18 protein-coding genes are annotated in these 21,436 nt (G+C 36.6%); 13 read left to right on the plus strand and 5 right to left on the minus strand.

Going from position 1 to position 21,436, the window contains the following annotated elements; genetic code table 11:
- Positions 1–26: 26 nt before the first annotated feature.
- From aceE to lpdA, 3 genes are all read left to right on the plus strand, one after another.
- Positions 27–2,687, plus strand: a complete 2,661-nt coding sequence (gene aceE, locus BMW37_RS11075; RefSeq protein ID WP_093321010.1) for a pyruvate dehydrogenase (acetyl-transferring), homodimeric type — start codon at positions 27–29, stop codon at positions 2,685–2,687.
- A gap of 18 nt (positions 2,688–2,705) precedes the next feature.
- Positions 2,706–4,577: a pyruvate dehydrogenase complex dihydrolipoyllysine-residue acetyltransferase gene (gene aceF, locus BMW37_RS11080; RefSeq protein ID WP_093321012.1), complete on the plus strand. Its 1,872-nt coding sequence runs from the start codon at positions 2,706–2,708 to the stop codon at positions 4,575–4,577.
- Positions 4,578–4,716: 139 nt separating this feature from the next.
- Positions 4,717–6,144 carry a dihydrolipoyl dehydrogenase gene (gene lpdA, locus BMW37_RS11085; RefSeq protein ID WP_093321014.1) on the plus strand — a complete coding sequence of 476 codons (1,428 nt, stop codon included), beginning with the start codon at positions 4,717–4,719 and terminating at the stop codon, positions 6,142–6,144.
- Positions 6,145–6,309: 165 nt separating this feature from the next.
- Here the strand turns inward: lpdA and rfaC are convergent, their stop codons facing one another.
- Genes rfaC through rfaD form a run of 3 tightly spaced genes read right to left on the minus strand, consistent with a single transcriptional unit; the run spans position 6,310 to position 9,366 of the window.
- Complete coding sequence (rfaC, locus tag BMW37_RS11090; protein WP_093321017.1) at positions 6,310–7,293, minus strand: lipopolysaccharide heptosyltransferase RfaC; 984 nt, start codon at positions 7,291–7,293, stop codon at positions 6,310–6,312.
- A gap of 1 nt (position 7,294) precedes the next feature.
- A complete protein-coding gene (gene waaF, locus BMW37_RS11095; RefSeq protein ID WP_093321020.1) occupies positions 7,295–8,395 on the minus strand; it encodes a lipopolysaccharide heptosyltransferase II in 1,101 nt (366 codons plus the stop codon).
- Positions 8,396–8,436: 41 nt separating this feature from the next.
- On the minus strand, positions 8,437–9,366 hold the full coding sequence (rfaD, locus tag BMW37_RS11100) for an ADP-glyceromanno-heptose 6-epimerase (RefSeq protein ID WP_093321022.1): 930 nt from the start codon (positions 9,364–9,366) through the stop codon (positions 8,437–8,439).
- Between the two features lie 340 nt (positions 9,367–9,706).
- Here rfaD and BMW37_RS11105 point away from each other — a divergent pair, with 340 nt between their 5' ends.
- From BMW37_RS11105 to purN, 10 genes are all read left to right on the plus strand, one after another.
- Positions 9,707–10,750: a DNA polymerase III subunit delta' C-terminal domain-containing protein gene (locus BMW37_RS11105; protein WP_093321025.1), complete on the plus strand. Its 1,044-nt coding sequence runs from the start codon at positions 9,707–9,709 to the stop codon at positions 10,748–10,750.
- Positions 10,751–10,949: 199 nt separating this feature from the next.
- Entirely contained in the window at positions 10,950–12,929 is a 1,980-nt protein-coding gene (locus tag BMW37_RS11110; protein WP_093321027.1) for a methyl-accepting chemotaxis protein, read from the plus strand.
- A 67-nt stretch (positions 12,930–12,996) separates the two neighbouring features.
- On the plus strand, positions 12,997–13,794 hold the full coding sequence (locus BMW37_RS11115) for a YchF/TatD family DNA exonuclease (RefSeq protein WP_093321069.1): 798 nt from the start codon (positions 12,997–12,999) through the stop codon (positions 13,792–13,794).
- Between the two features lie 211 nt (positions 13,795–14,005).
- A complete protein-coding gene (locus BMW37_RS11120) occupies positions 14,006–14,575 on the plus strand; it encodes a hypothetical protein (RefSeq protein ID WP_093321030.1) in 570 nt (189 codons plus the stop codon).
- A gap of 67 nt (positions 14,576–14,642) precedes the next feature.
- Complete coding sequence (locus BMW37_RS11125) at positions 14,643–15,206, plus strand: hypothetical protein (protein ID WP_093321034.1); 564 nt, start codon at positions 14,643–14,645, stop codon at positions 15,204–15,206.
- Positions 15,207–15,433: 227 nt separating this feature from the next.
- The gene (gene hinT, locus BMW37_RS11130; protein WP_093321036.1) at positions 15,434–15,793 is read left to right on the plus strand and encodes a purine nucleoside phosphoramidase; all 360 of its coding nucleotides are present in this window, start codon (positions 15,434–15,436) and stop codon (positions 15,791–15,793) included.
- A 72-nt stretch (positions 15,794–15,865) separates the two neighbouring features.
- Positions 15,866–16,789, plus strand: coding sequence for an oxygen-dependent coproporphyrinogen oxidase (hemF, locus tag BMW37_RS11135; protein ID WP_093321039.1), 924 nt, complete (start codon positions 15,866–15,868; stop codon positions 16,787–16,789).
- A 95-nt stretch (positions 16,790–16,884) separates the two neighbouring features.
- On the plus strand, positions 16,885–18,360 hold the full coding sequence (locus BMW37_RS11140) for an alanine/glycine:cation symporter family protein (protein ID WP_218139528.1): 1,476 nt from the start codon (positions 16,885–16,887) through the stop codon (positions 18,358–18,360).
- Positions 18,361–18,423: 63 nt separating this feature from the next.
- A complete protein-coding gene (gene purM, locus BMW37_RS11145; RefSeq protein ID WP_093321042.1) occupies positions 18,424–19,509 on the plus strand; it encodes a phosphoribosylformylglycinamidine cyclo-ligase in 1,086 nt (361 codons plus the stop codon).
- 66 nt (positions 19,510–19,575) lie between these two features.
- The gene (gene purN / locus BMW37_RS11150) at positions 19,576–20,253 is read left to right on the plus strand and encodes a phosphoribosylglycinamide formyltransferase (protein WP_093321044.1); all 678 of its coding nucleotides are present in this window, start codon (positions 19,576–19,578) and stop codon (positions 20,251–20,253) included.
- Positions 20,254–20,473: 220 nt separating this feature from the next.
- On the opposite strand, the gene BMW37_RS11155 is transcribed toward purN, so the two are convergent.
- On the minus strand, positions 20,474–20,776 hold the full coding sequence (locus BMW37_RS11155) for a helix-turn-helix domain-containing protein (protein ID WP_093321047.1): 303 nt from the start codon (positions 20,774–20,776) through the stop codon (positions 20,474–20,476).
- Complete coding sequence (locus BMW37_RS11160) at positions 20,766–21,086, minus strand: type II toxin-antitoxin system RelE/ParE family toxin (RefSeq protein WP_093321049.1); 321 nt, start codon at positions 21,084–21,086, stop codon at positions 20,766–20,768. Before BMW37_RS11160 ends, BMW37_RS11155 begins: the two co-directional genes overlap by 11 nt.
- Positions 21,087–21,436: the final 350 nt, after the last annotated feature.

Raw genomic sequence — 21,436 nt, forward strand, 5'->3', positions numbered from 1 at the left:
TTTTTTTACCAATGAGGACGTAAACCATGTCAACACATCTTACCAATGATGTAGACCCAATCGAAACACAAGATTGGCTCCAAGCGATTGAATCAGTCATTCGCGAAGAAGGCGTTGAACGCGCCCAATATTTGCTTGAAACATTAATAGATAAAGCAAAAAATGGCGGAGTTAACATTGCAGCCGGAACAAACACATTAGATTATATTAACTCTATACGTGTTGAAGATGAGCCTGCGTATCCAGGTAATAGCGATTTGGAAAGACGTATTCGCTCGGTTATCCGCTGGAATGCCATTATGATGGTATTACGCGCATCAAAAAAAGATTTAGAGTTAGGGGGGCACTTATCCTCATACCAATCAGCTGCTACTATGTATGAAGTTGGTTTTAATCATTTTTTCCGTGGGCGGACAGATAAAGATGGCGGAGATTTAGTTTATTTCCAAGGCCATATCTCACCAGGTATTTACTCTCGTGCATTTGTTGAAGGGCGTTTAACCGAAGAGCAATTAAGTAATTTTCGTCAAGAATTAAATGGTAATGGCCTTTCATCGTACCCACACCCACATTTAATGCCTGAATTTTGGCAATTTCCAACCGTATCAATGGGGCTAGGGCCTTTAAATGCGCTTTACCAAGCTAAATTCTTAAAATATCTAGAGCATAGAGAGCTAAAAGATACTTCAAATCAACGTGTTTATGCATTTTTAGGTGATGGTGAGATGGACGAACCAGAATCAAAAGGCGTCATCACTGTTGCTATGCGAGATAAATTAGATAATTTATGTTTTATCATTAACTGTAATTTACAACGCCTAGATGGGCCTGTAACTGGGAATGGTAAAATTGTTAATGAGCTAGAGGGTATTTTTGCAGGTGCAGGCTGGAATGTAGTCAAAGTCTTGTGGGGTGAGCGTTGGGATGCACTATTTGCAAAAGATACTTCTGGTAAGTTAATTCAATTAATGAATGAAACCTTAGACGGTGATTTTCAAAGATTTAAATCTAAAGATGGTGCTTATGTTCGCGAACACTTTTTTGGTCGTTACCCTGAGACTGCTGCGTTGGTCGCTGATTTATCTGATGATGATATCTGGTCTCTTAACCGTGGTGGTCATGATGTTAAGAAAGTATATGCTGCCTTCAAAAATGCCGCGGAAACAAAAGGTAAACCAACTGTAATCTTAGCTCAGACAATCAAAGGTTACGGCATGGGGAATGCAGCTGAAGGTAAAAATATTGCTCATCAAGTCAAGAAAATGGATATGGATGATATTAGACATTTTCGTGATCGTTTTAATGTGCCTGTATCTGATGCCGATATTGAGTCATTGCCTTTTGTTACCTTTGAAAAAGGTTCAGAAGAATATGAGTATTTGCATTCACGTCGTCAAGCACTTGGTGGCTATCTACCAACTAGATTGAAAAATACAACTCATAAATTAGATATTCCTGCATTAAGTGAATTTAGTCCATTGTTTGAAGAGCAAAAGAAAGAGATTTCTACAACAATTGCATTTGTACGTGTATTAAATATTCTTCTTAAAACTGGTATCAAAGAGCATTTAGTACCAATCTTAGCTGATGAAGCAAGAACATTTGGTATGGAAGGTTTATTTCGCCAAATTGGAATCTATAGTGCAAGGGGACAGCAATATACGCCTCAAGATAAAGAGTTAGTGGCCTATTATAAAGAAGATGAGAAAGGTCAAATTCTACAAGAAGGAATTAACGAAGCAGGCGCGATGGCTTCTTGGATTGCTGCAGCTACCTCATATAGTACAAATGATTTACCGATGATCCCATTTTATATCTATTATTCTATGTTTGGATTCCAACGAATTGGCGACTTATGCTGGTTAGCAGGCGATCAACATGCAAGAGGTTTCTTAATTGGAGGAACGTCAGGCCGCACAACCCTAAATGGGGAAGGTCTACAGCATGAAGATGGGCATAGCCACATTCAAGCTTTAACGGTTCCTAATTGTATTTCTTACGATCCCGCTTTTGCTTATGAAGTCGCTGTTATTATGCATGATGGTTTAGTGCGTATGTATGGTGAGAAACAAGAAAATGTTTATTACTATATCACCACACTAAATGAAAACTATGCAATGCCAGCTATGCCAGAGGGTGTTGAAGAAGGAATTCGCAAAGGGATCTATAAACTTGAAAGTATTGCTGGATCGAAAGCAAAAGTTCAGTTGCTCGGTTCTGGATCTATTTTGCGTCATGTTCGTATTGCAGCTCAGCTTCTAGCAGATGATTTCGGTATTGGTTCAGATGTGTTCAGTGTGACGTCATTCACTGAACTTGCACGTGATGGTCAAGATTGTGAACGTTGGAATTTATTACATCCAACAGAAACACCTCGTACTCCTTATATTTCAACTGTTTTGAGTGAAGATGTGACTGTTGCATCAACTGATTATATGAAACTATTTGCTGAACAAGTTCGTCGTTTTATACCATCAACACAATATGCAGTTCTAGGAACTGATGGATTTGGTCGTTCAGATAGCCGTGATAATTTAAGAAATCACTTTGAAGTAGATGAACACTATGTTGTGATTGCTGCTTTAGGCCAATTAGCAGATAAAGGGGTTATTGGCAAAGATGTCGTTGCTGCCGCAATTAAAAAATATGGTATTAACAGCGAGAAAGTCAATCCGCGTTTGGCTTAAGTGATGAGAGGATAAAACATGACTATTGAAATTTTTGTACCCGATATTGGGGATGATGAAGTTGATGTGACCGAGGTGTTAGTTAAAGTCGGTGACACTATCACACTTGAACAATCACTTATGGTTGTAGAAGGTGATAAAGCTTCTATGGAAGTACCTTCACCGCAAGCTGGTAAAGTAGCTCAAATTCTTGTCAATGTTGGAGATAAAGTCAAAACTGGATCTTTGGTTATGATTTTTGAACAAGCAGGAGTGGCTGCTTCTGATGAGAAACCAGCAACATCGTTAGCGGCGACTACTCAAACGAATTCTGCTGTGATTGAAACAATATTTGTACCAGATATTGGTGATGATGAGGTAGATGTCACGGAAATTCTTGTAAAAGTAGGCGATACTATTACACAAGAGCAATCTTTAATTGTTGTTGAAGGCGATAAAGCGTCTATGGAAGTGCCGTCACCTAAAGCAGGTGTTGTGAGTGCTATTACGATTAATGTCGGCGATAAGGTTAAAACTGGTTCGGCAATTATGGCATTCTCAATTACTAGCGCATCAGCTAGTGCACCAGCAGTGGCAGCAGCGCCGGTGCAAAATACCTCTGTAAGTAGTACAAAAGTCATTTCTGTACCAGATATTGGTTCTGATGAAGTTGATGTGACAGAGGTATTAGTTAAAGTTGGTGATAGCATTAAGAAAGAACAATCTCTTATCGTAGTAGAAGGGGATAAAGCTTCCATGGAAGTCCCTGCAGAATGTGATGGAATTGTTTCTGAGGTGACGATTAAAGTTGGCGATAAAGTAAAAACAGGATCGCCGATTATGATCTTTACTGTTACTTCAAGCGCTAACACTACTGCGCCAGTTCAAGCATCGCAACCAGCTGCACAAGCGCCAAAAGCACAGGCAACTTCAGCAGTATCACCTGCATCATCAGTAGCGAGTAGTAAAAATGAGTTTGAAGCTAATGATGCATATGTTCATGCAACACCATTAGTGCGTCGTTTAGCTCGTGAATTTGGAGTGAATTTAGCTAAAGTTAAGGGAACAGGGCGTAAAAATCGTATTTTACGTGAAGATGTTCAAGCTTATGTGCGTGATGCAATTAAGAAAGTTGAATCGGGTGCGACAGCAAATAGTGGTGCTGGTTTAGGCTTAATACCTTGGCCAAAAGTGGATTTTGCTAAATTTGGTGAAACCGAAGAGGTTGAATTATCAAGAATTCAAAAATTGAGCGGTGCAAACTTAAGCCGAAACTGGGTTATGATTCCACATGTTACGCAATTTGATGATGTGGATATTACTGATTTGGAAGCATTCCGTAAACAGCAAAATCAAGAAGCAGAAAAGAAAAAAATGGATCTTAAAATTACACCATTAGTCTTTTTAATGAAGGCAGCAGCTAAAGCATTAGAGGCATTCCCTCGCTTTAATAGCTCGCTATCTGAAGATGCTCAAAAATTGATATTGAAAAAATACATTAACATCGGCGTGGCAGTTGATACACCAAATGGTTTAGTTGTTCCTGTATTCAAAGATGTCAATAAAAAGGGAATAGTGGAGCTTTCACGTGAATTAGCTGTTATTTCTAAAAAAGCTCGTGAAGGTAAACTAACTGCTTCTGATATGCAAGGTGGGTGTTTTACCATTTCTAGTTTAGGTGGGTTAGGAGGCACTTCTTTTACCCCAATCGTGAATGCACCTGAAGTGGCTATTTTAGGCGTCTCAAAATCTGCCATGAAGCCTGTTTGGAATGGTAAAGAGTTTACACCTCGTTTGATGTTACCACTCTCATTATCTTATGATCATAGGGTAATTGATGGTGCAGATGGTGCAAGATTCATCACTTATCTAGGCTCTGTGATTGCAGATTTACGTCGTTTAATTATGTAAAAGTAGGCAATATTTAATTGTAAACTTAGGGAAATCATTCTAAGTATCGCGTTAGAGGAGAAAGCTTTGATGCCATACTTAGGGATGAACGATATTCGTGGTAGTACAAACCAAAAAAATAATGAGATTTGAGGTTATCATGAGCACAGAAATTAAAACACAAGTGGTTGTTATCGGCGCCGGCCCAGCTGGATACTCTGCAGCATTCCGTAGTGCAGATTTAGGAATGAAAACGGTTATTGTTGAACGTTTTGCTACTCTTGGTGGTGTATGTTTGAATGTAGGTTGTATTCCCTCTAAAGCTTTATTGCATGTTGCAAAAGTGATTAATGAGGCGGCATCTTTATCTGATCACGGTATTGTTTTTGGAAAGCCAAAGACTGATATTGATAAAGTCCGTTTGTGGAAAGAAAAAGTCATCACTCAACTAACAGGTGGTCTTGCTGGTATGGCTAAAGGACGTAAAGTTGATACGGTTCAAGGAACTGCTAACTTTACAGGCTCTCATTCGTTAGAAGTGACATCAGATGATGGCAGTAAAACAACGATTACATTTGAACATGCGATAATTGCAGTTGGTTCACATCCAATTAAGCTACCTTTTATCCCACATGAAGATCCTCGTATTTGGGATTCTACTGATGCACTAGAGCTAAAAGTTGTTCCAGAAAAACTGCTTGTAATGGGCGGTGGTATTATTGGTCTTGAAATGGGAACTGTTTACCATTCATTAGGAACAGAAATTGATGTTGTTGAGATGTTTGATCAAGTTATTCCAGCTGCAGATAAAGACATCGTCAAAGTGTATACAAAACGTATCAGTAAGCAATTTAATTTGTTGTTAGAAACGAAAGTTACTAAGGTTGAAGCTAAGCCTGATGCGATCCATGTTACGATGGAAGCGAAAGATGGTAGTTCATTTACTAAAACCTATGATGCTGTGCTTGTTGCAATTGGCCGTGCACCTAATGGCAAGAAATTATCTGCTGAAAAAGCGGGTATTAATGTTGATGAGCGTGGTTTTATTCATGTTGATAAGCAATTACGTACAAATGTCCCCCATATTTTTGCAATTGGGGATGTTGTTGGTCAGCCTATGCTTGCTCATAAAGGGGTGCATGAGGGGCATGTTGCAGCGGAAGTGATTTCAGGCCTTAAACATTTCTTTGATCCTAAAGTCATTCCATCTATTGCTTACACTGAGCCGGAGGTTGCTTGGGTTGGATTGACTGAAAAAGAAGCAAAAGAGAAAGGCATTGCTTATGAAACAGCAAGCTTCCCTTGGGCTGCTTCTGGGCGTGCTATTGCATCAGATTGCGCTGACGGTGTCACTAAACTTATCTTTGATAAAGCTACTCACCGTATTTTAGGTGGGGCAGTTGTTGGCACTAATGGTGGTGAATTATTAGGTGAGATCACATTAGCGATTGAAATGGGCTGTGATGCAGAAGATATCGCACTTACTATTCATGCCCATCCAACGTTACATGAATCTGTTGGATTAGCTGCTGAAATTTATGAAGGCAGTATTACTGATTTGCCTAATCCAAAAGCTAAGAAAAAATAATCAGATAGTATTTTGATATGATAAAAAACCGCAAGTATACTTGCGGTTTTTTATTTTAATGAGATCAATTTCTTTTATGAATACCTTCGCTGTTTTGTTATTGTAGTCATCAACAAAATGAGTAAGGCATAAGTCACCCTAAAAACTCTCTAATAATCTTTCTGGTTAAAGTTGGATAATTTTTTGGAGTTTTTCAAATACAATTGAGGGGTGTAAATCTTTTAACACTCCAGTTTCACTTATAATTGAATATTGATTTTCGCCGTATCCACCAATTAATTTAGGATCAGTGGGGCCAAATAATGTGATATTAGGACGACTTAAGGCAGCGGTTAAATGACTTAACCCAGTATCAACTGAAATCACTGCTGTAGAATGGGCAATCACATTGGCAACCTCAGCTAAAGATAACTTGGGCAGTACGGTTACATGATTAAATTTGGATGCGAGGCGTTTGGCTCGATCCTTTTCTGCACTGGTACCCCAAGGCAATTTAACTTTAAATCCTAACGTGTGTACTTGCTCAAGTAAACTAGTCCAATATTCCTCTGGCCAATGTTTTTCATCACGTGTTGTGCTGTGCAAAAAAACCAAATATGGTTGTGTGTTCATATTAAGGTTATTAGCAGCATCTTGATGTAAAAAATGATCTGCAATTGAGTAGTCACCTTGAGTAGTAGGGAGAGGATAATTCATGGTTTTTGAAAAAAGCTCTCTGATGCGATTAACTGCATGCTGCTCCCAACTAACGGGGTGCTTTATATCATAAAATAAACTGGCTAATCCTTCTCTTGCACTTTTAAAGTTATATCCATGCTTAGTGCCTTTAGCATGGCGCACAATAAAAAATGCGCTTTTAATTAGTCCTTGTGCATCAATGACTAAATCATAATTATTTGATTGAAGTGTTTTAATAAATTCTATTTTTTCTTCTTTTGTTTCTTGGCTAAACCAACTTTTTCTCCATCGGCGTAATGCAACAGGTATCACTTGTCTAATTGATGGATGCCAACTTGGAATTTGAGAAAAATTTTCTTCAACTACCCAATCAACCATTAGATCTGGGTTGTATTGTTTTGCATCAGTTAATGCAGGTAGTGTGTGTAGAATATCTCCCATAGAAGAGGTTTTAACCAATAAAATTTTCACGTCAGACATCCCTTTTTGACTCAGTTATTGATTTATGAGTGCGCTCTAGTAATGGTATTAAGGTCTTAATCACTTGCTCAGGTGTGATATCAATTAAGCTCTGGTGATATCCAGATTCTCCACCTGTTTTACGGATTTTGATAAAACCAGTAATAAGTCTAATAATCACTGCATTATCAGATAAAGGTGGGGTAAATTCTGGGCTAGTTGGACCATACAATGCAACAAGTGGAATGTCCAATGCTGCACCAATGTGCATTAAACCAGAATCATTCGTGACCATCCCATCTAAACCAGCAATTAAACATATCGCTTCTTCCAAACTTGTTATGCCTGCTAAATTAAAGCATTGGTTTTTGGCTTCCGAACTTAATTTTTCAATAATCGCTTCTCCGATCTGAGCATCTTTAGCTGAGCCAAATAAAATAATAATATGTCCTTGCTGAATTAATGTTTCAGCAAGTTTTGCATAATGATAATCTGGCCAGCGTTTTGCAGGACCAAATTCGGCGCCAGGGCAAAATCCAATTAAACCGTTTTTTTTTCTTTCTGCTAAGGTATTAATAACCGCTTTAGGAAGGAACTTTTCTTGAACCAATTTTATCTCAGATTGGGTCACGTATAATTTAGGTCTTAAGATTGGCGAAGGAATATCCTTAGCTGTTTTAATCTTATCAGCGGAGTAAGCCAGTGCAACATACCTATCCACCATTTTTACAAATGCCAATTTATCTAATTTCCGACAATCTGTTAAAAGACCATAACGCATTTCCCCTCGCCAACCTATACGTGTTTTTATTTTAGCAAACCAAGGGATTAATGCTGATTTGAATGAATTAGGTAGAATGTATGCATGTGTGTAATGATTTTGGCTTAAGGTTTTCCCTAAATGGTAGCGAGCTTTTAATCCTAAAGCGCCATGCCCTAATGGCATTTCAATCCCTTTATTTACCTCTGGCATTCTAGCCAATAAAGCATGACTCCAGGTAGGTGCCATCACATCAATAATAGCATCAGGATGAAGAGCCTTAATGGTACGATAGAGACTTTGTGACATCATCATATCGCCAACCCAAGAGGGGCCTATGATTAAAATTCGCATAGCATAGCCTTAATAAAATAACTAAGAAAAAAATAAGAGCTTTAAACTTTATTTAGCCAAGATAAATACTTTTCAACACCCTCTGCAACATCATGAAATGGCGCATCAAATCCAGCTTTACGCAAATTCGTCAGGTCTGCTTGGGTGTAGGCTTGATAATGCCCTTTTAGATGTTCAGGAAAAGGAATGGACTCGATGGTGCCTTTTCCATGGTACTTAATAACGGCTTTTGCAACAGCTTCAAAAGATTCCGCTTTTCCTGTGCCTGCATTAAATATACCTGAAATCTGGTTTTCTAAGCACCATAAATTGAGGTTGGCAACATCTTCAACATAGATAAAATCTCTTAAAAAGCGTTCACTTCCGGCAAATAATTTAGGATTCTCACCTCTATTCATTTGATTATTTAAATGAAATGCAACGCTTGCCATGCTGCCTTTATGGTTTTCACGAGGGCCATATACATTAAAATATCTAAGACCACATACAGGGGATTCAGCTTCAGGCAAAATATTTCGTACATACTGGTCAAATAAAAACTTAGAATATCCATATACATTTAAAGGAGTTTCAAATTGACGATCTTCAATAAACTGTTCTGTTCTTCCGCCATATGTTGCTGCTGAAGAGGCATATATAAATGGAATTTGGTGGTCTAGACTGTAATGTAATAGATCTTTTGAGTATTGGTAATTATTGTCCATCATATATTTACCATCCCATTCTGTCGTTGCAGAACAGGCACCTTGATGGAAAATTCCTTCAATGTCACCAAATATTTCACCTGCAACTATCATAGACAAAAATTCTTCTCGATCAAGATAGTCTGTAATATCTAAATCGACTAAATTTTTAAATTTAGTGCCATCTTTAAGATGGTCAACAACTAAAATATCATTGAAACCTCTTTTATTCAGAGCGTGAATGATATTACTACCAATAAATCCTGCGCCGCCTGTTACAATAATCATAAACTCTCCAAGTAAAGATATGGGGGACGGTTCCCACCACTAGTTTTTAAACTCATTAATTTACTCTCTTTAAATCTCAGCATAATTTTTTATAAGGCTCTTAAGTATCAAAATAGCCTTTTATTAATTATAACCTGAAGCGCTAAAATTACATAACAAACCTTTATTAAGGTGGCTTATTGTCTTTGAAAGTGAATATACCTAAATCATGGGTGATGTGTTTTAAGCCTTATGTTACTATATTTACTCTAAATGCAGATAAATTTTGTTTACAGCAATTTTTTGTGCTGTAAATGATGGTTAGTGGAACAATGAAAAATTGGTGTTGAGTTTCAAATATATGAATACACAATCTATAGCAAACATACCATGGCTTTTTGATGCTTATAAGCAATTAGCAGGTATGTACGCAACATCTCAGGGACATCATGCTCTATTACTTCAAAGCACTCAAGGGGTAGGCGAGCATGAACTTATACAATCTGTAGGCCATTTTCTATTGTGTCAGGCTAAGCAAAAAACACCAATTATGACTGCTTGTGGTGTTTGCACAAGTTGTAAATTAATTAATGCAAATAATCATCCTGATTGGCATGTTATTGAACTTGAAAAAGATAAAAAAAGTATTGGGGTTGATGCGATTAGGACTGTTATAAATGAATTACACCAGCATGCTAACCAAGGAGGAGCTAAATTAATAGAGATTGAGAATTTAGAAATTTTGACTGAGGCTGCAGCAAATGCATTGTTAAAAATTCTAGAGGAACCAACAGACAATACTTTCTTTTTATTGACGACCTATGCCCCTAGCGAATTGCTAGCGACAATAAAGAGTCGATGTCTTGCCTATCCATTATTGGTACCTAGAGAAATAACTGCAATTGAATGGTTAAAAGATAAGGGAACTCAGCTTGATAATGACTCATTAAAGGTTGGATTACGTTTGGCACATGGCGCTCCGATTTTGGCATCAGAGATTTTAAATGAATCAAATTGGGCAAATAGAATTACATTTAATACCGAATTATATGACGCACTGAAACATAAAGCTTATTTAAAGCTCGCTAGTTATTTATCAAGTGAAAATTGGCTTTTTCACTTAGAGTCTTTAATTGCCTACTTACTAGATGCTTTGAAATATCAATCATTACACAAAATACCAGATATCAGTAGAGCCCTTAATGAGGCGCTTATTAATATTGACAGAATAGATATTATCTCAGAACTAGCCCTGCAAGATCACACAATGTTGGTTATTAATTTACAAGAGGCTATGCATATTAGATATACGCTCGTACATAACCCTAGTATTAATACCGAGTTAATGATTACAAACTGGCTGCTGAGATGGCAACAAAATCGTCTAGAACAAAATTATCTATAATATACGTTGCGTGGATTCGCCTTGTATAAATAATCGTTATTTTACAATTTCTTTTGGTTACTCTTAATTACATTTATTTATATTTGTATCAATTTCTAGTATACTACTTCGTAACATTTTACACACAACGAGCTTTTTATCTATTAGAGCATAACTTTTTGCTTACAAAATTTACGCCTAGCGTATTGAGATATCTATTATGAATGCTACCACTAGTATAACGCCTAACTCTCGTAAAAGTTTATCCCTTGGTACTAAACTAACGAGTATTTTATCAATTACAGTTGCAATTATATTGTGTTTGTTAACCATAGTTTTGACTGCATCAACTGGAAAAATTATGGAACAACAATCTAGGCAGGGAGTAATTGATCGATCTGAGTTGCTTGTCGGTACAATGACTATTGCTGAAGAAAATTTTAAAGAAACGGTTAAACGGTTTTATAATTTATTTGTAGGAAGTTATGCTGGTGAATTTTCGCTTGATCCTCAAAACACTGTCATGGTAAATGAGGTTGAAACCCCTGTGCTTAAACTACAAGGTGAAATGGTCAATAATGACAATGTCATACCTGATAATTTTTTTAATGTTACTCAATCTGTTGCGACTATCTTTGTGAAAGATGGAGATGATTTTGTTAGAATATCGACTTCCTTGAAAGATAAAGATGGAAAGAGAGTGTTAGGGACAAAACTTGGTGTTAAGCACCCTGCTTATGAATTAGTATTGCAAGGAAAGGAATACACAGGTTTAGTTGAACTCTTTGGATCAAATTATATGGCGATTTACGGACCTTTAAAAAATAGCGCAGGTGAGATTATTGGGCTTTATTTTTTAGGGGTAGATATCACACAATATACGATGTTTATTAAACAACAAATTAATAGTATAAAATTAGGTGAGTCTGGTTATTTTTATGTATTAGATGCCTCTAATACGGCGAAAAGAGGGAACTTTGTTATTCATCCGAATCGTGAAGGGGAAAATGCATTATCTTTGACTGATCCAAATGGATTTGAGTTTATTAAAGCGATGCTTGACCAAAAAAATGGGTATTTAGTTTACGATTATGATGATCCAGTTCAAAAAACCTTAAGGCCTAAATTAGCTGCATTTAATTATTTAGAAAATCGTAAGTGGGTAGTGGTTGGCTCTATTTATGTAGATGAAATTAATGCACCTATTAAAGAACAGCAACAGCATTTTATCCTTATAGGTATTGCTTCGTTATTAGTTATTGGATTACTGATGATTTTCATTATTCGAAGAATGATAACTAAGCCACTAAACCATATTACATCTGAGACACATAAATTAGCTGATGGAGATTTGACAACACATATTCATCTAGATAGATTTGATGAAATAGGCGACTTAGCAAGTAGTCTAAACCGAATTGGTGAAAATCTAAGTCAAGTTGTAGGTCGAGTGAAACATGCTACTGATCTTGTAGTTGATATCTCTGAGCATATGTATCAAGGTAATCAAACTTTGCTTACACAAACTCAACAGCAAGTATTTGCTGTAGAATCTACAGCAAGCGCTTTACATGAAATGATGATTACGGTTCGTCAAAATACTGAAAATGCTCAAAATTGTGATAGTATAGCCGCACATGCGACTAAGATTGCTGAGCAAAGTGGGCAAGCGGTTGGTGTACTTGTTCAAGATATCACCCAGATACATTCATCGTCACAAAATATCGTGAGTATTGTTGATGTAATTGATGGTATTGCATTCCAAACCCAAATATTGGCATTGAATGCAGCAATTGAAGCTGCTAGAGCAGGAGAACAAGGGCGAGGATTTGCGGTTGTCGCTGGAGAAGTGGGCGCGCTTGCCCATCGCTCTTCTAAAGCTGCAAATGAAATTAAGCAAATGATTGAGCAAATCGTTTCTCAAATAAAAAATAGTAGCGAACTTGCAGTGACTACAGGAGAAACAATGAACTCTGTTTTAGATAGTATAAATCAAGTTTCAGTTGCTATGGCAGATATTGTAGTAGCAAGCAGGCAACAAAATGCAGGAATTACGCAAGTTAATCAATCAATGGAAGAGATTGATGCAAGTGCGGCTGGTAATTCTAAGCTTGTTGTCGAAAATAATAATATGACGGTCACTTTAAAAACACAAGCAAATGAGCTCATCAATCAAATCAAAGTGTTTAAAATTGATTAAATAAATCATAATAATAAGTGAAGGTATGAATAGCTGTTCACTAGGGAAGCTAAACGTTAGTATGAGTATATTTTTAGTTGATTCACATTGCCATTTAAATTTATTAAATTATGAGACGACACATCAAAATGTCAATCAAGTGATTGATAATGCAATTAATGAGCAAGTTCGGTATATGTTAGCAGTTGCCACTTCATTAGAAGGGTATGAGCAAATGACTGAACTTGTTGGGGCAAACCCACATGTTGGATTTTCATGTGGTGTGCACCCTTGTTATGTTAAAGACGCTCAATACGAGTTGGATAAATTTCGTGAGTTAGCGTCTAAAGAGCATGTGCTTGCGCTTGGTGAAACAGGATTGGACTATTATCACGAGACTGATACACTTAGGCTACAACAGCAGAGATTTTCAGAGCATATTCAACTTGGAGCTGAATTAAATAAACCAATTATTATCCATACACGTAGCGCACGCAAAGATACACTTGCAATGTTAAAGTCTGAAGATATTTCTCGTTGTGGAGGTGTGTTGCACTGTTTTACAGAGGATATCGATACAGCAAGAGCTGTTTTAGATTTAGGGCTTTATATCTCCTTTTCAGGTATTGTGACATTCAAAAATGCACGTGAATTACAAGAAGTCGCTAAGTTTGTGCCAATAGACAGGATGTTAATTGAAACTGATTCACCTTATTTAGCACCAGTTCCCTTCAGAGGTAAAGAGAATCAACCTGCGAATGTGAGACATGTTGCAACTTTTTTGGCTAATTTAAAATCAATTTCAATTGAAAGTTTAGCTGAAAATACAACTAAAAATTTTTGTCAAATGACGCATTTATCTTATGATGCATTATTATCTGTGTAGTCGTTTAAGGGTATTGATGTATCAATTGGGTCATGTTGTGAATGTATATTTAAGATTTATTTGTTGTTCACTTAAGTCAAATAGCGTAAGGTAACTTGAATTTGTAATTAAATTAGGTTTAACGCTAGATAATCGGAAATGTTAGTTTTTGATAGATTTAAACAATCATATTATGGAATTAACGGTTTACTTTAATTATTAGGATAATTTTATGATTTTACTTGGCGTAATTATTGGTTTATCAAGTACCTTGTTTTCACCAGATCATTCTGAAGACATCTATTCTGACTCATATGATAGCGGTTATGAAGATGAATATTCATATGCAGAGCCCTATTCTGATTGCACAGCAGGTGAATTGACAACTGAAAATGGAAAAACGACTCAAACTTTTTGCCAATGGGATGAATCAGGCGCACTAAAGTTAAACTCAATCACTAGAAGTGATACTGAAACAGAGTTAAATTTAACGCTTGTCGGCGATGGTTATAGTGGGTTTTGTGTTTGGCCAGTTGCAAGTGAAAGTGCTTTTCGGTTAGTTGATACTGATACTGGTGCTGAATTAATTTTAAAGGATCAAGTAAGTGAAATTTCTTCATGTGCTGATCAAGACCCTGATACTAGGTTCATGTACCCAAGCTATGGGGAAGAGTATGAATTAAAATTAGTATTTGACGCATTACCGAGTACTGCGATAAATATGAAGCTAGTGGAGCATGTAGAGGAAGAGGGTGTTAACCCAACAGCAATTAATAATATTACTCTGTTACCTTTAGAATAGATAGTTAATGCGCTGGTATGGTAATAATGCACCCTGCCAGTGTAAATATACTCAATAGGATATAAATGTGGAACACTTACCCTTAAATAGAAGTCAAAAATCACTCCAGCACATACTTTTTATTTTATTTAAGTCCTGTGTGGTGGCTTTATTTATTCCTTTTGCTGCAATGGCAGTTATTGATGACCAAGCAGATAGCCAAAAACAGTCTATTATTGAGTCAAAAATTCAAAAATTTCAAAATCTTTACGCCAAAAATGATCCTAACTTATCTTTAGTTGAAGTCGAATCTACACAATCTACAACTAGAATTATGTTGAGAGTAACGAACGAAACTGCTAGTGCTGGAAGTTATTGCCTCTCTGATATTGACGATGGTAATGCATTTCATGTTATCGACGTAGATACTAACATGGTTTACTCGCTTGAAAAACAAATCAGTAAAATAAAGTCCTGTAATAAAGGTGAGTGGTACGAAATCATAGAGGGGGAAAAGGTTGATATACAACTTTTTTTTCCGAGGTTGCCTGACTCAGTTAAATCGATTCGATTGGTTGAAGGTAGTCCTAACGACTCTACAATTTCAGCAGAGTTTGAAGCCATTACGCTTGATTTAGCTAATAACAATTAATTCATCTTATACAATATAGAACATATAAATTATCTTATCTAGATAATTAAAAATGCACTTTTCTCTGCGTAGACTGAATTTTTAGTCAATTAATTAGAATATGTTTTTGCATTTATCCTTTTTTGTGTTTTAATTTAAACTTAATTAAATGCAAGTTACTCTAAGGAAGGTTATGCTGAGCTTAATGACAGTTTTTAATCATGACATATTAAAGAAGGAGAAAATGAATGAACCGAACTAAAGAAACTATTTTTAGTAAAATTATCCGAAAAGAAATACCGGCAGATATTATTTTTCAAGATGAATTAGTTACTGCATTTAAAGATATCAATCCACAAGCACCTACCCATATTTTAATCATCCCTAATATTCTTATACCAACTGCTAATGATATGGAAACTGAGCATGAGCTTACATTAGGCCGCATGCTGACTGTTGCCGCTAAAATTGCAAAGCAAGAAGGGATCGCAACAGATGGATATCGTTTAATTATGAACTGTAACGAACATGGGGGACAGGAGGTTTATCATATTCACATTCATCTTGTTGGGGGTAAACCATTAGGCCCCATGCTAGTTAAATCTTAACCTATTAAATAACACCTTGTTTTACCATTAAATTATCATGGTGCATACAACACAACCTAATATTACACTCGTATGATAAGTGAAGCTGAAATTAAAATTAATGAAATTAAAGACTTTTTCATGAGTTTACAAGATAAGCTCTGTCTGGAGCTTGCTAAAGTAGATGGTGAGAAAACGTTTAAAGAAGAGCAATGGGTACGTGAAGATGGTGGTGGTGGAAGAAGTCGCGTTATTCAAGATGGTAGGATTTTTGAGCAAGGCGGAGTGAATTTTTCCCATGTTTTTGGCGAGTCAATGCCTGCTTCAGCAACTGCACATCGCCCTGAATTAATGGGGAGATCATTTCACGCTTTAGGTGTATCAATCGTTATGCACCCTAAAAATCCCTACTTACCAACGTCACATGCAAATGTTCGTTTTTTCTTAGCGCAAAAGCCAGGAGCGGAGCCTGTTTGGTGGTTTGGTGGTGGATTTGATCTCACACCTTACTATCCATTTAAAGAGGATGTAATTCATTGGCATAACCAGGCAAAATCAATTTGTTTGCCTTTTGGGTCTGAAGTGTACCCTAAGTACAAAAAATGGTGTGATGAGTATTTTTACTTGAAACATCGGCAAGAAGCTAGGGGCGTTGGAGGGTTATTTTTTGATGATCTTAATACCCCAAATTTCGCCCAATCTTTTGCTTTTACTAAAGCGGTAGGTGAGGGGTATTTAGATGCTTACTTACCTATTTTAGAGCGTAGGAAGAATTTATCTTATGGTGAACGAGAAAGAGACTTTCAATTATATCGTCGAGGGAGATATGTTGAATTTAATTTAGTGTGGGATAGAGGGACTTTATTTGGATTACAAACAGGTGGGCGTACTGAATCTATTTTAATGTCTATGCCTCCATTAGTTAAGTGGTCATATGGTTATGAAGTGGAAGCTAATTCAAAAGAAGCAGAATTACTAACTGATTATTTACCCCCAAAAGAGTGGGCTACACTTTAGTATGTCAGTTATTAAAGGTTTTTAAGATACACAATTTTAAAAACGTAGGGAGTATTTGTAGAAATGACAAAACGATAAAAGGAGAAAGTAGTTATATGGAAGCGCAAGCAATAATAAATAGTATTGCCTCAATATTAGAAACCATTCAAGGATTAGTTTGGAGCTATCCTTTAATTGGATTATGTTTATTTGCTGGAGTCTTTTTTTCAGTTGCAACTCGATTTATGCAAATAAGAGGCATCAAAGAGATGATACGCTTGATGTTGAAAAATAAGTCCTCGGATTCAGGCGTCTCATCTTTTCAAGCATTTGCAATGTCCTTATCTGGGCGTGTAGGGACAGGGAATATTACCGGAGTTGCATTAGCAATTGGTGTAGGAGGGCCTGGCGCTATATTTTGGATGTGGGTTGTTGCTTTTTTAGGCGCGTCTACTTCTTATGTAGAATGTACTTTAGCACAAATTTATAAGCAAAAGGATAAGAACGCTTATTATCGCGGTGGACCTGCTTATTATATTGAAAAAGCGATGGGACAAAAATGGTATGCTTTAATATTTGCGGGTTTTACGGTTTTGGCATGGGGTTTTTTAATGCCGACAACACAATCAAATGCTATTGCAGAAAGTTTAACGGTTGCATGGGATATTAAGCCAATTTATACTGCAATTGGACTTGCAATTGTGATGTCTTTTATTATATTTGGTGGAATTAGGCGTATTGCTAGCTTTGCTCAATGGGTTGTACCTTTCATGGCATTGGCTTATATTGCAGTTGCTTTAGTAATCATAGGAATTAATTTCAAAGCCATTCCAAGTATGCTTACTTTAATATTTGAAAGTGCCTTTGGTATGGGACCTGTGTTAGGTGCCGTCATTTGGCAAGCAATCCAAATGGGTGTGAAGCGTGGACTTTATTCTAATGAAGCAGGTCAAGGTAGTGCACCACATTCAGCTGCTGTTGCTGAAGTGAAGCATCCTGCAGAACAAGGTTATGTGCAAGCTTTTTCAGTTTATATTGATACGTTATTTGTATGTACTGCAACAGCATTTATTATTTTATCAACAGGGCTATATAATGTAGTTGATCCTAATAATCCTGATGCATTTATTTATGTTGGTTTGCAAGGGGTTGAAGCTGGATCAGCATTTGCACAACATGCAATTGAATCTGTTTTACCTGGTTTTGGAAAGGGGTTTGTGGCAATAGCACTTTTATTTTTTGCTTTTACAACTATAATTGCTTACTACTACATGGCAGAAACCAATTTAACATACTTATTTAAAAATAAACCGTCACAAATTTGGATTAACTTATTACGTTTTGGGAGTGTTGTCACTGTCTTTTTAGGCTGTATTTATGCAAGTAAAACCGCATGGAGCTTAGGGGATATTGGTGTAGGTCTTATGGCGTGGATGAATATTATCGCAATATTGATTTTATTCGTTCCTGCAATTAAAGCTTTAAGAGATTACGAAGCACAAAAGAAAGCAGGAAAAACCCCTGTTTTTCACCCTGAAAAATTAGGCATAAAAAATGCTGAAATTTGGAATGAGATTAATTCTACAAAATAGTTTAAAATGGCGGCGCTTTAAGCGCCGTCGTTATTTTTATTATATATTTTTAGGGCTAACATAGTGAACCATTCGAATACACCAAATCAATCAGAACAACTCAAAAATACTGAAAGACCTTCATTAGATTACCGTGCCGCTGGTGTGGATATTGATGCAGGTAATGAACTTGTCGAGCGAATTAAAGGAGCAGTAAAACGTACCCGTCGGCCTGAAGTTATGGGGGGATTAGGTGGGTTTGGAGCACTTTGTGCTATACCTAAAGGATATGAAGAGCCTATACTCGTTTCGGGTACAGATGGGGTTGGAACTAAATTAAGGTTAGCAATGGATCTAAAACGCCATGAGACAATTGGTGTTGATTTAGTTGCTATGTGCGTTAACGATCTTATCGTGCAAGGCGCAGAACCACTTTTCTTTTTAGATTATTATGCAACAGGTAAATTGAACGTTGATACTGCAACGAAAGTAATTGAAGGTATTGCCTATGGTTGTGAACAAGCAGGGTGTTCATTAGTTGGAGGTGAAACCGCTGAAATGCCAGGTATGTACGAAGGCGAAGATTATGATCTTGCTGGGTTTTGTGTTGGTGTTGTTGAAAAAGCTAAGTTGATTGATGGAACTAAGGTTGCTGAGGGTAATGCTTTAATTGCGCTTGGTTCAAGTGGCCCACATTCAAATGGATACTCATTAATCCGTAAAATTCTAGAGCTGAGTCATGCATGCCCTAATACCACTCAATTAGATGGCAGGCCGCTAGCTGATCATTTAATGGCACCGACTAAAATTTATGTTAAGTCGGTATTGGAATTGATTGCTAATGTGCAGGTGAATGCTTTAGTGCATATTACCGGTGGTGGATTTTGGGAAAACATACCAAGAGTTCTACCTTCTCATCTGAGCGCAGTAATAGATTCATCAAGTTGGAAGTGGCCTGCTATATTTAATTGGTTGCAGACTGAGGGAAATGTCACTACTCGCGAAATGTATCGTACTTTCAATTGTGGTGTTGGGATGATCATTGCCTTGCCGAATGAATCTGCAGATGAAGCAATTAGATTATTAAACCAAGCAGGAGAAAATGCTTGGTTAATCGGCCATATTACTGCTCGTACAGATGAACAGACTGAACAAGTCACAATTATATAATCAATATTCAAGCCGCATTTGTATTCGCGGCTTTGCATTTTTTTAATTGAATGATAACCAAAAACTATGACAGCTCAACCTAACGCATTAAAAAGGATAGTAGTCTTGATTTCAGGATCAGGTACTAACCTTAAGACAATTATTGAAAATTGCAAACCCACTGCCCTTGAAACAATATCTCAGCCAATAGATGCTGAAGTTGTTGCAGTATTTTCTAATCAAGCACAAGCTGGTGGGCTGCAATTTGCTCGTGATGCGAATATCCCAACCCAAGTGATATTGACAAAGGATTATCCTGATAGAGAGGCTTTCGATAAGAAACTCGCTGCACAAATTCTACAGTATAAGCCTGATTTAGTTGTTTTAGCGGGCTATATGCTTATACTCACTGCCGATTTTGTTCATACTTTTACTGGTAAATTGATTAATATTCATCCTTCATTGTTGCCCAAATATCCAGGGTTGAATACACATAAGCGTGCTATTGAGAATGGTGATACTGAACATGGTACGAGTATTCATTTTGTTGATAGTGGTTTAGACTCTGGCCCTGTAATTTTACAAGCTAAAGTTCCTATTTTTCCAGGGGATGATGAAATAATGTTGATTGAAAGAGTTAAATATCAAGAACATCAGATCTATCCTCTTGTAATTAAGTGGTTTATTGATGGACGATTACTCCTTAAAGATAAAGTTGCTTATCTTGATGGAAAGGCTTTAGATGAATTAGGCTACGCATCTTGATGGCTATTTTTTATTGTGATGTTGTGAATTTACATATTAATGTGTAGCGATTTGTATTGAATGGATTATTGGTGTTCTATACATAACGATTTGAAATGACCCTTAACTAATTTAGTTACAGGGCCATAATTTCTTCTTTCTAGTTTCGATTTCAACTTAAAGATACACGCGTTTTACAAACTAATCTCAACATAGATAAGATTTCGGAAACGGAACCTTATTAGCCTAATTGAGGCGGTTCTTGCAAAACAAGCCTTATACTTGTACCGCAAGCTAAAGCGTATCGTTCCAGTGTTTTCATGCTTGCTTTACTGGCATTTTTTTCTAACTTACTCACCGCTGGCTGTGTAATTCCCATTCTTTCTGCCACTTGTGTGCTATTAAGACCTGCTCTTTTTTTCATGGAAATTAATAACTCTTGTACTTCTTCTTCCAGTTTTTCAACTAAATAAGCGTTTAATACATCATTATTCATCAAAGCTTTTTCTTTAACTTTAGAGTAAGGGATACCTTTAGTTTTCATTTGTTAATTCCTCTAATCGTTTTATTGCTAATTTAATTTCATTTTTCGGCGTTTTTGCCGTTTTTTTTACAAACGTACGTAAAATATAAATTCGTTTTTCTTTTGCAAAAGCAAAAAATGTTCGCGTAATATCTTTCTTGCCTACTCGCAATTCAAACAACCCATCTTGGATAGTATCTGTATCAGGGTACCTTAAATGATTTCCTTGCACCTCAAGTTTATCCAGTGCTGCTAAAGCTTTAGCTTGCATTTTACTCTCAAGACTTAATATCTCTTCTTCAGCCTCAGGATGAAAAATTAGTTCAAACACATAATCACTCCTTGTTGAAAAGTACATAAAACCATGTGTTTATAATACCAATTATAACATTATAACTCAAGAGTTATTCATAACCTACAGCCTAATAATTACCTAAAGGTTATTTTTAAGGCTCAATACTCTTTCAGAGATTTTCCTAAACAATTGTTCTGAACTACATGGGACCAGACCACCGTTATAACCATAAGTCCTGATGGTCCTGTAATATTTTGCGATATCATTTAATATATCTTAATGAGCTTCCGTTAACTTATCATAGCCAATCTTTCGCTCCCATTTAATTTTACAGCTTCTAAAAAAGCGTTATATTTGCCTTTTATCCCAGCAATTACCAAAGTGAG

The organism is Thorsellia anophelis DSM 18579 (assembly GCF_900111395.1).
Classification (GTDB): Bacteria; Pseudomonadota; Gammaproteobacteria; order Enterobacterales; family Thorselliaceae; genus Thorsellia; species Thorsellia anophelis.

Coding starts and splice junctions, on each gene's coding strand:
- aceE (WP_093321010.1), top strand. CDS start 27: ATGTCAACACATCTTACCAATGATGTAGACCCAATCGAAACACAAGAT.
- aceF (WP_093321012.1), top strand. CDS start 2,706: ATGACTATTGAAATTTTTGTACCCGATATTGGGGATGATGAAGTTGAT.
- lpdA (WP_093321014.1), top strand. CDS start 4,717: ATGAGCACAGAAATTAAAACACAAGTGGTTGTTATCGGCGCCGGCCCA.
- waaF (WP_093321020.1), bottom strand. CDS start 8,395: ATGCGAATTTTAATCATAGGCCCCTCTTGGGTTGGCGATATGATGATG.
- rfaD (WP_093321022.1), bottom strand. CDS start 9,366: ATGATTATTGTAACAGGCGGCGCAGGATTTATTGGTAGTAATATCATT.
- BMW37_RS11105 (WP_093321025.1), top strand. CDS start 9,707: ATGAATACACAATCTATAGCAAACATACCATGGCTTTTTGATGCTTAT.
- BMW37_RS11110 (WP_093321027.1), top strand. CDS start 10,950: ATGAATGCTACCACTAGTATAACGCCTAACTCTCGTAAAAGTTTATCC.
- BMW37_RS11120 (WP_093321030.1), top strand. CDS start 14,006: ATGATTTTACTTGGCGTAATTATTGGTTTATCAAGTACCTTGTTTTCA.
- hinT (WP_093321036.1), top strand. CDS start 15,434: ATGAACCGAACTAAAGAAACTATTTTTAGTAAAATTATCCGAAAAGAA.
- hemF (WP_093321039.1), top strand. CDS start 15,866: ATGATAAGTGAAGCTGAAATTAAAATTAATGAAATTAAAGACTTTTTC.
- BMW37_RS11140 (WP_218139528.1), top strand. CDS start 16,885: ATGGAAGCGCAAGCAATAATAAATAGTATTGCCTCAATATTAGAAACC.
- purN (WP_093321044.1), top strand. CDS start 19,576: ATGACAGCTCAACCTAACGCATTAAAAAGGATAGTAGTCTTGATTTCA.
- BMW37_RS11155 (WP_093321047.1), bottom strand. CDS start 20,776: ATGAAAACTAAAGGTATCCCTTACTCTAAAGTTAAAGAAAAAGCTTTG.